The organism is Janthinobacterium sp. NKUCC06_STL, from assembly GCF_019345455.1.
Lineage (GTDB): Bacteria > Pseudomonadota > Gammaproteobacteria > Burkholderiales > Burkholderiaceae_D > Janthinobacterium > Janthinobacterium rivuli.
This window is the reverse complement of record NZ_JAHKQY010000002.1, coordinates 53035-66488: the sequence shown is the minus strand read 5'-3', so window position 1 is coordinate 66488 and position 13454 is coordinate 53035. Positions and strand designations below refer to the sequence as shown.

General features: G+C 68.9%; 2 protein-coding genes. Both read right to left on the bottom strand.

The window, feature by feature from the left end; genetic code table 11:
* Positions 1–19: 19 nt before the first annotated feature.
* Positions 20–724 (bottom strand): RNA polymerase sigma factor, encoded by a 705-nt coding sequence (locus KO539_RS09355; RefSeq protein ID WP_219308773.1) that lies wholly within the window; start codon positions 722–724, stop codon positions 20–22.
* Positions 721–13326: a filamentous haemagglutinin family protein gene (locus KO539_RS09350; protein WP_257626213.1), complete on the bottom strand. Its 12606-nt coding sequence runs from the start codon at positions 13324–13326 to the stop codon at positions 721–723. Before KO539_RS09350 ends, KO539_RS09355 begins: the two co-directional genes overlap by 4 nt.
* Positions 13327–13454: the final 128 nt, after the last annotated feature.

Sequence of the window (13454 nt, the reverse complement as noted above, 5' to 3'; positions counted from 1 at the left end):
CAGTCTGACGGCCGGATGTTTACGCGTCTGTACGCGAACGAACGTTCAGCCTCAGGCCGCGCCGGGTCGTGCCGACGCCGCCCTGCGCCGCGTAGCCCGTGTGGCGGGCGCAATGGTCGAGCGCCTGGCGCAGAGCCGTATCGACGTTGCGCAGCGACATGTCGTGCCGCTCGGCCACTTCCTGGCGGGTCAGCTCGTCCACGCGCAGCGCTTCGAGCACTTGCCGGTGGCGCCGCGGCAGCAAGTCGACGGCCTGCGCCAGCCGGCGCACGTCGGCCTGCAGCTCGGCCAGGCGTTCCGGCCCGGCCGCCGTATCGGCGAGGAAATCGACGAGGCCGGCGCCGCCATCCCCTTCGCCATCGTCCGCATACAGCCAGGCGCGGTTGCGGCGCAGGCTGTCCATGGCCGCATTGCACGCCACGCGAAACACATAGGCGACGGGGCTATGCGCCAGCGCAGCCCCGTCCCCGGCCGCCAGCGCGCCCAGGCGCAGCCAGGCGTCGTGCAGGCTGTCGCTGGCCAGCTCGGCGCAGCCCAGGTGGCGCGTCAGGCGCCGGTGCAGGGCCGCGTAATTGCTTTCCAGCACCGTCTGCAGTTGCGCGCCCTGCCCTGGCGCCACGTCGTTGGCCGCCTGCAGACGGGGCCGGATGGCCGGGCGGTACCAGGCCATGCCGGCCATGCGCAGGGGCAAGGCAGCAGCCATGCTCACCATGCCGGCCATCATGGCGACAACCTGCTGCGCTCTTGCGCCGTCAGCTGGCGCGTGGCCGATTCCGGCAGCGTGCCCAGGCCCAGCACGCGCACGGCGCTGCGCGGGTTGTAGTCGGCCGCCTCGATGCGCGCGCCGTCCTGCGGCGCCGCTTGCGCGCTGTCGGGCGGTGCGTCATTGCCAAAGCCCAGCACGCGCACCGTAAACACCGATGGCTGCGCGGAACGGGTGGCGGCGCGCTCGCGCTGCACCACGTCCTGGGCGGCGGCCGTCGCCTGCGTGGCGGCCGCGCTGGCGTTGCTCATGGCGGCCACGTTGACGGATGCCACCGTCGGCATGCCCTTGGATTCGCCCTTGACCTGGATATTCGCCGCGTTCATCACGGTCAGCGCAGCCAGGTTGACGTTGCCCGACACGCGGATGCCCGCCTCGCCCGCATCGATGGTGCCCAGCGGGGCCAGCAAGTCCACGTCGCCGGCCGGCACTTCGGCGATCGGCGCCAGGGTGGCGATGCCGGCGCCCGTGCTTGGCACGTCGGACGACAGGGTCACGTTGCCCCAGTTGTCATACACGCGCTTGGGCGGTGTGTAGACGATGGTCGACTTCGAGCCGCGGCCCGCGTTGATGTCGCCTTGCGAGGACCAGCCGAGGATATCGCCGCCAAACGTCGTCATGATGCGGCTCTGGCCCAGCAAAATGCTGCCGTGCGAGAACAGGTCGATGTTGCCGCCGCCCTTGGTGATGACGCCCGAGGTCGACGGCGGCGCCTCGCCTTCAATGCCCAGCACCTGCTTGCCGCCCGGCGTCAGCAGCTCGATATCGCCGCCGAAGTTGGTGTGCACGTAGCCGCTGCGGGGGAAATAGTCGCGGCGCTGCTCGCCGTCGTTCCACTTGGAATACAGGCCGCGGTACATGATGATGTCGCCCGTATAGGCAATCGCCTTGCCATTCGCGTCCGTGGCCGGCGCCAGGCCAGCGATGGCGTTGCGGCTGCGCAGGAAGCTGCCATAGCGTGCGCTGTCCGCATCGTTGTACTCGCGCCCGCCCGCCTTCAGTTCCGCAAAATACACATTGCGGGCAAACACGCGCTGCTGCGGTGCGGGCAAGGCCAGGAAGTAGGTCAGCGCTTCGGCAGGCGTGCCCTTGAAGCCGTAGCGTTCACCGAGCCAGGTGGCCAGTTCGCCGCCGTACGATTTCACCACCTTGCCGGCCTGGTCGGCCAGCGGCACGCCCGACTGCGCCACGTTCGCCGGGTCAAGATAGGGTTTGACGAAGCGCAGGTAGTCGAGGCCCGCCGCGCCCACGCCGGCCTGCATGGCGATGCCGGCGCCCAGGCGCTTGTCTCCCGCGACGACGGGGCCGAGGCTGACGACGCTGCCCTTGTCCTGCATCAAGATATTGCGCCCGGCGCTGATATCGAGCGTGCCGGGGCCGGCCACGTTGAAGGAGCTGCTGAGGATATCGCGTCCGGCCGAGACCACCGACACGTCGAACGCGTTGTTGTGCACGAACAGGTTGCTGTAATTGCGGAACATCATGTCGCCACCGCCCGTGCCATCGATGGCTTCCAGCAGCGCCGTGCCGCTGCCGACGATATCGCGGCCTGCCTTCATCCACACCGGTTGCGCCCCCTCGTACCAGGTGACGCCTGCGTGTTTGGCATCGTAGAACGCGACCATGCGGCCGCTATTGACGCCGATCAGATCGCCCTTCACGGCGTAGATGCGCGCCGCTTGCGTGCCGCTGTTGGCCGGTCCGGCGGCGGAATCGGGACCGAAGGCGAACAGCGGAGCGTTCCACTGCGACGACGGCACGCCCGTGCTCGAAACATTGCCGCCCAGGGCAGTCTGGCTGCCGGGCCTGAGGTTCCAGGCCGCGAACGCTGGCTTGAACGGCGTCGCCATGCTGTCGGCGGCCGCGCCGGACTGGCTGACGGCGTAGCCGCCCGCATAAATGGAATCGCCGGCCAGCCATTCCAGCTGGGCGTTTGGCGACGGCGCCAGCAGCAAAGGATCGGCATACGCGGTTGCGCCACCCCAGTCCGTGATGGTCTTGCCATAGTACAAGCTGCCATTCGCGGCCGCGGCCCGCACGATGGAGGGATAGACGACGGCCAGGTCGGTGGCCGTGCCGATCGGCGCGGTCAGCGGCGTCATGTTGCCGCCGGCGGAAAACAGGTCGAGCGCCGTGCGCGGCGTCCACAGGCTGAACCAGCTGTAGCCGGCGCCCGGTTCGCCCGCCGCGCTCGTATACGACGCGGCGTTGAACATCGGCACGCGGCCGGGGTCGGCCACATCCTGCAGCACCTGGTCGCCTAGGGTGGCCACATTGAAAGTGGCGTCGCCGGGCACCAGGGTCATGCCGCCCTGCGGCGTGGCGCGGGTGGCGCGGAAGGCGTCGAAGGCGCGCGTTTCCAGCGGCACGTGGTCGGTAGCGCGCGTGCCGTACTGCAGCGCGACCTTGCCCAGCTGGGCAGCGGCCACCTCCACGTGGCCGCGCAAGTCGGCCAGCGCGCCATTCAGGTGGCCGCCACCGGACTGGCTGGCCGGATTGAGGCCGCCGCCCACGCGCAGGTCCAGGTCGCCGCCGCCCGTCAGTTGCAGGCTGCCGTCGGCCAGCACGCGGCCCGTGCTGCCCACGGCCAGCAGCAAGCCCTGCGAGCGCGGGTTGATATTGGTGTTGAAGACGGTGGCAACCTTCGGCGCCAGCACGCCCGCATCGCCGGCCACGTCGGCGCGCACATTGCCGCCGCCCAGGGTGCCGAAGCCCGTAAAGCCCAGCACGGTATCGGCCAGGGTATCGCGGCCCACGTAGCTGCCGAAATTGATCCACCACGCCGTCGGCTGGGCCGGACCGCCCGTGGCCACGCCGCCGCTGCCCTGGCGCCACAGCCAGTTGCCCACCGCCACCGAATCACCGGGGCCATCCTTGCTGACGGGGCGCCCGTTGGTGGCGGCAGCCCCGCCGACCAGCGAGCCGCTCAGGTCGCCGGCCACCCGCAGCAGCAGATTGCCGCCCTGGTCCGGATACCAGGCGCGGTAGAGACTGTCTGCGCCGCCATCGACCAGGCGCTCATGCGCGCCATCGGGGTTGGACAGCACCGTGCCGTCCAGATTGCGCGCGCGCGGCAGGTTGTACGGGTCGCCCGCCGCCGTCGCCACCGACGACATGCCGGCCGTGTACACGCCGTACAGGCTATCCATGCGCAAGTCGCCGCCGCTGACCAGGTCCAGGTCGCCCGTGCCCGTGCGCAGCACGCTGTAGCGCAGGCTGGACGCCTTGTTGTCGAAGGTGGGGTTGGAGGTGCCGCACCAGGTGGGGTTTTCCTCGCACATGGTGGGCCAGCCCAGGCCGGCCAGGTCGACCACGTCGCCCGCCTTCACGCTGGGGTCGGCGAATTCTTCGGCGCCGGCCTTGGTCCACACATAGGCCAGCTTCAGCACGCACATGCTGGCATCGCCAGCGCAAAATTCCGCCACGGTCTGGCCGAACTGGCTGATGAATTCCTCGGTGATCGGTTCGCCCGCTACGATGCCGACGATGCCCTCGCGCTCGCCCAGCTCCTGCGCCGCCTGCGTCCAGTGCTGCACGCCCTTCGGCGGGATCATGACGCCATACATGCCGTAATGGCTGTCGGCCAGGCGCAGGGTGCCGTGCTCCGGATGCGCCTGCACGCTGCGCGTGTCGGCCGCCTCCAGGTCGGCGCCAGCCGCCAGGCGCATGCCCCACGATTGCGAGCCTTCTGCCAGCATGGGCGCGATGGCCCACAGCTTGCCCTGGCGCCCCGCCACTTCCGGACGCAGTTCGATGGCATCCACGCCGGGCAGCAGTTTGACGTCGGTGCCGTTGGGGATCAGCGCGCCGACGGGCAGCGCCACTTTGCCACTGAGCGTGACCACGTTGCGCTCGCCCAGCAAGCCCGGCAAGGCGACGCCTTTCGGCCAGGTCATGGCGCGTACCTTGACCATTTGCGCGACCACGCTGCCCGCGTCGAGCCGCATGCCGGCAGTAAAGGTCTGTTCCGTGGCCAGCAAGGTACCCGCCGCGTGGACGATATTGCCGGCGCTGTCGCGCACGGCGGCCGCCAGCACCGTGCCGGCCGGCAAGGTGAGCACCTGGTTCAGGACCACATCCACGGGCAGGCGCGTGTTGGCTCGGAAACTCAGCGCCTTGACGGGCACGTCGTAATTGAGCGTGACGCCGCCCGGGAAGATGGTGCCGTCGGCCAGGGTCACGCCCGTGCCCGGCACGATGACGTCGCTGCCGTTGATATCTCGCCCCGGCAGCAGCAACCAGCCCTTGTCGTCCTGCGTGGACGGCGGCGGCGCGAAGCCGTCATTGATGCTGCCATAGATATTCAAATCGCCGCCGGCGCGCAGCAGCAGGCTGCCCACCTCGCCCGAGCCGCGCGCATGCGTCACTTGAAAACGCGGGTTCAGGCTGGCGTAGCGCATGCCGGACAAATCCAGGTCGCCCTGCACCACCAGGTCGCCGTCCGCCGTCTTGCTGACGATATCGACGCCGGGACGCAAGTGCAAAGCCTCGGCATACGCGGCCGTGTTCAAGCCGGCCAGCTTGCCATTGCGCAAGTTCGTGTTGGCCAGCGCCGCATTGACAAACGCCGTGCTGTCCGCATGCTTGCTGTCGAGGTATGCCTGGTTGATCACCTGATACGGGCGGCCGCTGGCCGACAGGTCCGTGGCATAAGCCGCATCGTCATAGCGCTGCATGGCGTTGACGGCGATGGATTTCGCGCCGCGGATGGTAAAACCGCTGCCGCTGGCGATGGCGACGTCGCCGAAGGTGGCCGCGTCTGCGTCCGTGCGGGAACCGCCGCTGCCCAGGCGCGGAGCGCTCAGTTCCACCGTGCCGCGCGCGGCGCCGTCGTATTCGCCCTTGCCCTTCCCAAGCACGGCCGCCGTGCCGTGGCGCACGTCGATCTGCGCGCCGCCGGCCAGGTCCAATGTTCCCTCCCCCGCGTTCAGTTCCACCGTGGCGCGGTTCGGGCTGTCGATGATCTTGCCATAGCTGTCGACGCGCAGGATGGTGCCATGCGCGTCGAGCACGGCGTTGTTGGCCAGGCTGACGCCCTGCTTGCCGGCCAGGCGGATGCTGCCCACGCGCTCGCCGCCGGCATCAATCACGCCTGCCACCGTCAGGCGGCCGTTGTCGAGCGATACCTGCACTTCGCCTGCCTTCAGTTCATTGCCGATGGTCAAGTCGCCCTGTTTCAGCTGAAAGCTGCGCGCGCCCGTCACGCCGCCTTCGTTCAAGCGCTTGTTGAGCGACGCGAACTGGCTGTCCGGGGTGCCACTTGGGCCCAGGGTTTGCGCACGCACGTCCACGCTGCCCAGCTTGTACGGCACCACGGTGCCGCCCGCGTCGTAGCTGCCGCTGGCGCCGCCCAATATCTTGCCTTGCAGCTCCACCATGCCGGCCGCGCCGTCGAGGGCCACGGCCTTCAGGCTGCCGGCCCGGTTGTTCTCGGCCGACAGGTCGATCACGCTGCCGGCAGCTGTGCGGATATCGCCGGCGCGGCTGTCCAGGGTCACGTCGCCGCCCCAGCTGTATTTATCCACGTCGAAGAAAGTGCTCTTGCGGCCCGCCATGTCGATGCGCGCGGCGTCGGCCACACTGATGTCGTGCTGCGCATTGACGGTGAGCTTGCCGCTCGGCAGCACCACGGCCGTGGCCACGTTCACGCTGTCGCCGTTCAAGGCCAGCTGGGCGCCCAGCGCCGCGTTAGTTTTGGCGAAAGGGGCTGGCGCGCCGGCCGGCGCCGTCACGGCCAGCGCGCCGCCCGCCGTGTAGCTGTGCGATGAACCGGCCTCACCCGTCAGCAGCGGCGTGCTGATGTTCAGGTTGCCGCCGCTGTACCGGAAGCCCTTGCCCGTTTCATACGCGCCCTGCGCCTGGTAGACGGACAGGCTGCCCTTGTGGTTGGCCGTGACCTGGCCCGATGCTTTCAGATTGACGGCGCCAAAACCCAGCGCCAGGCGGTCGAAGGTTGCGACGCCGGCTGGCTGCGTGAAGGGGCCGAAGCCGAAATCGATGCGTTGCGTCTCAAGGTTCAGGGTGCCGCTGCCCGTGCCGGCCCCATGCGCGATCACATTGCCCGGCGCCGACAGCGCGCCGCCCCAGATCAGGTTGGCCGTGCGGATGGTCGCCACGGTATCGGCACCGCCCTGGCCATACATGGCCGGCGTGGTCAGCACCAGGCGCTCCAGGTTCGATTTTCCACTGACTTTGTCGTAGGTGTCGAGCACCACGTCGCCATAGAAGTTGACGCTGTCGGCCGCGTTCAGCATCAGCGCCTGCAGCGCTGGCGCGCCCGTGCTGGTGTCGCCGCGCAGCAAACGGTCCAGCAGCCCCTGGTTCAGGGTCAGGCCAGCGGGACGCGTGCCGCTGGCCTGGGCCGCCGCCAGCGCCTCGTTCGAGCCGATATTGATGGCGCCCACGGCCAGGCTCAGGTTGCGCGTGCCGTAGCGGGCCGTGTCGTCGAGCTGGAAGCTGCCGCTGGTCGCCAGCAGCAAGGTGCCTTCCGAGTACAGGCTGGCCGTGCCGCTGCCCGCGCAAGCGTCGGCGCACATGCCGATGCGGATGCCGCCGCGCGTCGCACCGCTGACGGGCGCCACATTGAGCAAGCCGTTCGACGCGGCCAGCACGTGCACGTCCGGGCGGCTCTGGTAGATGAAGCCATCGTTGGCGTCGTAGGCGGCCTTGCCGCGTCCCAGGGTGTTGATGCCGGCGCCGGGCGCGATATCGATCACGCCGTCGCCCAGTTCAGAATTACCCGGATCCTGGGCGACGAGGAATACTTCGGGCGCCGACAGGACGGCGCCGGCGCGCAGGTAGATGGCGCGCGCCGACTGGACGCCGAAGTTCACGTAATTGCCGCCCTGGCCATATTCCACGGTGGGCGCATTGCCCACCACGATGCGGGCCGCGCCGATATTGTTCAGGCTGGAAGCGCGTATGCTGACCTGTTTCGCGTCACCGCTGGCCGGCGCGCCATCGGCGAGGAGTTCGATCTCGCCAGCGGAGGTATTGCTCGACATCAGCACCACGGTGCCGCCATAGCCGCCCTCGGCCGCGGCGAACTTGCCCGTGCCGTGGAACTGGAACGTCTCCAGGCCGCCGCCGGGCGCCAGGTTCAGCTTGAGCGTTTTCGCATCGGCCGGCAGCATCGCGCGGGGAATGCCCCGCGTTTGCGCATCGGCCAGGGCAAACGCGGCATAACCCATTTCGTTGTACTGGGAATACGTGCGCACGACCTTGGCCGGCGTGATGATCAGCTGGCTGGCCAGCGGCGCGCGGATGTCCGTGCCGGCGATCGACAAGGTGCCGGGCGCGGCCCAGGAACCGTTGCGCAGCGGCTGCGCCAGCGTATCGGCGCTGCCCTGTCCCGCCAGGCCGTTCAGCTCCACGCGGAAGGCGCCCGGCAGCAAGGCGTAGGTCGACGGCATCAGGGTGTAGGTGCCGGCCGCCAGGCCCGGCACGCCGCTGCCTATCGTCACCTGCCGGCCGATGGCCGCATCGGCGGCGCCCGAAGGCGCTTGCGGCGCCTGCACACCGGGCACGATGGCGTACACGGGATTCGTCGCCAGGCCCGGCAGGATGAAACCGCCGTTCGCATTCACTTGCGCCAGCGGATGATAGCGCGCATCAGTGGAACCGCCGCGGCCCGCGATGAAGCCGGCGCCCGTCAGTTCGCCGCCGCCCGACAGGTCGAGCAGCGCGCCCGGCTGCACGTGCACGGCCACGCCGGCCATTTCCACGCCGACGCGCAAGCCGCCCTGCGCATTGAAGCCGCCCACGCCCATAAAGGTGGCCAGCTTGCCATCCACGTTCCAGCTCTGGCCATCGACCGTGCCGCCATACGGCATGACCAGGCCGGCGCCGCTGACGGAGCTGATGCTGTTGGCCAGCAGATTGACGCTCAGGCTCTTGTCATTTTCATAGCGGGCCGCGCCAATCGCCAGGCGCCCCAGCGGCGCACGCACCACGCCGCCCTGCTCGATATGCGCGGCCTCCAGTTCCAGCGAGCCGAAGGCGGAATACGGCATGGCCGGCAGACTATCCGTCGTGCGAGCGATGCGCAGACTGCGCTCCGGGTCGTAGCCGAACTTTCCATCCGTGCGGCCATAACCGACGCGTACGGCGGCGCCAGCGCCCGTTTCCGGATACAACTGGGCCGCGCTGAGGGTCATGTCGCCCGGCGAGGACAGCACCGTCGTCGCCTCCGCGCCGCCCCAGCCCAGCGGGGACAGCAGGAAGCGCAAGTCGCCGCGGCTGGTGAGGCGCACGTCGTCGGCAACGATATTGACCAGGCCGCGCACGTCGATCAGGTCGCCCGCGATGCTGACCTGGCCGGCCATCGGCGACTCCCCTGCCGTGCCTGGCGTGACATAGAAATCCTTGCCGGCCGGCTTGATGCTGGCCAGGCGCACATACGGCGCCGTAACGCTGACCTTCGCGCCGGGCTTGCTGCCTGGTGTCAGCACGGGCGCGCCGTACAGCTGGAAGCTTTGCTGCAGATGCAGCGACACGTCGCCATCAAAAGAGGCGGCGCCCAGCAGGGCCAGGCTGCCGAAGCCGCCCGCCTCCACTTGCTCGACGGAAAAACGCCCGTGGCCGTACTGCAGCGTTGCCGCCGCATCCCGAGCGCTCACGTGTTCAGCCAGGTCGCTGGCGCCCTGACGCTGCGTCAGCGCCAGCTGGCGCCCCTGCAGCACCTTGTCCGTGGCCAGCACTTTCAGGTAGACGGGGGTGCCCGTGGCGACGGACAGGCTGCCGCCCGCCGCGCCCGCGCCGCCCGCCCGGGCCAGCAACTGGCCATCGAGGTACAAGCCATTGTTCGACGCCAGCGCGATGCTGCCGCCGGCGCTGGCCACGTCGATGGCCGCGCCGTTCACATCGAGCACCGCATGCGCGCCCGAAGCATCGAGCACGGCGCCGTCGCGCACGACAACAAACAGGCTGGCCGCCGACGTGCTGCCCTGCGCATGGTCGATCTCGCCGCCGATGACGATGCTGCCGCCATCGACCACCTTGCCGTAGCGCCGGCCCTGCGCGTCCGTGGCGCTGACGGCGCGCGCGGCCACGTCGAGCACGGCGTTCTCGCCGATCCAGATGGAACGGCCATGGCCGGCCGCTTCCACCGCTTCGGACACATTCACGGCGACGCCCACGCCGCCGAGGCTGATCTTGCCGCCCCAGGCGTTCAGCCGCCCTTCCACCGTCAGCTGGCCCACGCTGGACAGCTTGATCGACTGGCCCGCATCGACATTCACCACGGCGCCCTTGCCGACCAGCAACTCGGCGCTGGCCATGTCGGCCGCATCGGACTGCACGTCGCCCACCTGCAGGGCCAGGCTGGCGCCATTGCGCTGCGTCAAGGTGCCCTTGACGGCGTTTTCCGTGACCTGTTCCGGCGTCCACAGGGCCAGTTTTTCATTGTCCACCACGCGCAGCACGGGCATGCGCACGTCAACCTGCGTGCCGTCCGCCACCGTCACGCCCTGCTTGCCGAGCAGGCTGTAGCTGGAAAAACCCTTGTCAAAGAAGTCGCCATCCAGCTGCAGGGTACCTTTCTGTCCGGTATCGGCTTGGCCGACCAGGATATTGTTGGCCTGCAATTCCAGCTTGCCGCCACCGGTCACGCCATGGCCGCGCACTTGCGCGCCCTCGCCCAGCACCAGGTCGGCTTCCGGCCCATAGCTGGCCAGGGCCACGTTGCCGCCCTTGCCGCCCTGCTGTTTCGCCTGCGACAGGATGGCCGCGCCCGAGCTGACGTCGACCAGGCTGCCATTGCCGATGCGCACGTCGCCAAACGCGCGCAACGATACCGTGCCGCCGTTCAGGTACGGCAAGCCGGCGGCGGCCAGCGGATCGCGCAGCACGTTGCTGAGCAAGCCGCTCGTATCGAGACTCACGCCATCGGCCAGCAGCAACGTGCCCGGCGGCACGCCCGGATTGACGACAGTGTCAGCCATGCCCAGCGCGCCGATCTGGTTCAGCACATTGCCGGCCATGATGCTGCCGCCATGGCTGCGCAGGTTGCTATTGATGGCCACGTCCTTGCCGAACAGGGTGATGTTGCCGCCGTCGGCCACTTGCAGCGCGCTGTCGACGGTGATCGCGCCCTTGGCGGCGATGCGGATGGCGCCCAGCTGCTGGCTGTTGAGCAAATTGGTGTCGAGCAGCAGCCTGCCCTCGCGCTCCGGCTCCAGCACTCCTGTCACGTCGAGGCCGGCGGCGATGCCGTCCTGCACCCGCGTCAGGCGCACCTCGTCCATGACGGCCGACAGCGCATGCTGCAGCACGCCCGTGCGCTTGTCGAACATGGCCTGATACTGGCCGACGATCAGCTGGCCCCGCTGCGCTGCCGCCAGCTGCGACTGCTGGTAGCCGTCGAGCAGCGCCTGCGGCGCCTGGCTCTGGCGCTCGCCCTGGAAGACGTCGCCCGCGATACCCCCTTCCAGCACGGCCGACCCCGTGGCGACCACCAGCTTGCCCGCGTCGCGGCCCACCGTGTAGCCGTTTTCCAGGCGCTGTTGTGCGGCGATCAGGGGATTGGCGTAGAAAGCGCTGGCTTCCTTGCCCCAGCGCGCATGTTCTTCCTCGTAACCCTTGTACACGCCCGCGTACGGCAAGTCGGCCGGTGCGCTGCCCGCTTCGTACAGCTTGCCGTCCGCGCCTTTCAGCCAGGTCTGGCGCAGTGCGCCCGTCTGCACGTCCAGGGTGCCGCCGGACAGATTGATGCTGGAGCCAAGCTGCGTGACGACATCCTTGCCGCCGAAGCTGACCGTGCCGCCCTGCCCCATCCATTCGCTGACGGAGTGCCCCTGCGTGCCCAGATAACCGGCCACTTCCAGCAAGCCGCCAGCCGTGTACCAGCGGTCGCTGTCATAGCCATTCGTGCCTTTCGGTACGAACACCAGCTTGCGGCGGTCTACCCAGATGCTGTTGTTGATCAGGGCCTTGCCGTCGCGGTTGACGGGCGCATCGCGCTGTTCGTTGCCCTGCACATTGATCTCGATATTGTTGGCCGCCATCGCCACCTTGACGCCGACGGCGCCGGACACGTCAAGCTGCGCCCCGTCGCGCAACAGGCTGCGGCTGGCCGCATTGACGGCGATCTGGCCGCCCGTGGCCAGGGTCAGCGAATCGGCGAGCAATTCCACCGTGCCGGCGCTGCCGATCTCGATGCGCGACTGGTCGCGGCGGTCATTGACGAGCGAGATATTCTGTTCCGCCGACACGGCCGGTCCGCGCATGGCGTCGCGCTGGCTGTCGAGCGCCATCGTCTTGCCGTCGTCCTCGACGAGGATGGCCGTGGTGGCGCCGCGTCCCACGGTGACGGCAGCGTCGCTGCCCAGGGCGTTGAGGTGGACCGTGCCGCGCGTGGCGGCCGTGGTGGTGGCGAGCAGCACGCCTTCCTGGCGCACGTCGCGGCCCGCCAGCGTGACATCGCCTTCACGCGCCTGTATCAGGCCCGTGTTGACGACCTTGCCCGCCGTGCTGCCGGCCGCGAACTGCGGCGTGACTTCGCTACCGCGCGTGGTCGACAGCGGATTGCCATCCGTGCCCACGCCCTTCTTGATGCTAAAACCGTCGCCGGCGGCCAGCAGGGCCTGGCCCTTGGGCGTATTGATCTCGCCCCCATTGTGGACCTCTGTCCCCAGCAGCATCACGTAACCGCCGCCTTCCGTGCTGCCCTTCGGCAGGTTGCTGGAAATGCGCGCGCCCACCTGCACCTGCACCTTGCCGGCCGCATCGGTGAACGTCGTGGCGCCGGGCGTGCCGGGGCTGTAGATGCCGTTTTTCTGGAATTGCGCGTCGCTGATGCGGGCCGCGGCCGCCACCAGGCTGCGCGTGTCGACCTGGCTCGTGCCCGTAAACACGATGCCGTTGCGGTTGACCAGCAGCACCGTGCCATCGGCCTTGATCTGGCCCTGGATCTGGCTGGGACGCGCCAGCGGATCGTTGACCCGGTTCAGCACGGCCCAGTCCTTCTGCTGCTGGAAGGTCAAGGTCGTGTCCTTGCCCACATTGAACGTTTCCCAGTTCAGGATGGCCTTGTCCGCCGTCTGCTGCACCACCACGGCCGTCTTGCCGTTCGCCACCGTCTGCACGGGACCCTGGGCATGGAGCCAGCCGGCCGTCAGGCTGTTGGTGTCGACCTGCAAGCCGCCCTGCGCCAGGCCGTTCGGCACGCTGGCGCCGCCGGCGGCCGCCTGGCGCGCCTGCGCCTGGGATGCTTGCTGCGCGGCGATGGCGCGCGCGGCCAGGTTCAGGTTGTTGAGCGAGCGCTGCAACTGCTGGTTCGCCTGCTGTTGCTGGCCGTCGGGACGGCTGCCCAGCGGCAGCGGCTGGCCATTCGGCAGGCGGCCCGAGTTGGCCGCCGTATTTTGCGCCGCGCCCTTGGCCGCGAACCAGCCGCCGCTGAACGCCTGCTGCGCGCGCGCCGGCGTGGCAAAGGCGCCCGCCATCAGCATGGTGGTCAGTGCGTATGCGAGCGGCGTGAGCCGCAAGCGGCTGCCCAGCGTGGAGGTACGCTGCGCGTCCGTGTCAACGTTTGGGACTGGGCGCTGGGCAGTGTGAAGCTTGGTCATGGCAATGGTTTCCTGGCTAGAGAGTAGGGAACGGAGCCTGGCGGTAGCGCAAGCGTCCATACCTCCATGACGTAGCTGGGCGGCGGAAGGGATAATGCTTTTTGAAAAATATTTTGATTCCCCTGCCG

Excerpts from the sequence above, each read along its gene's own strand:
- KO539_RS09355 (WP_219308773.1), bottom strand. The coding sequence starts at position 724 with ATGATGGCCGGCATGGTGAGCATGGCTGCTGCCTTGCCCCTGCGCATG.
- KO539_RS09350 (WP_257626213.1), bottom strand. The coding sequence starts at position 13,326 with ATGACCAAGCTTCACACTGCCCAGCGCCCAGTCCCAAACGTTGACACG.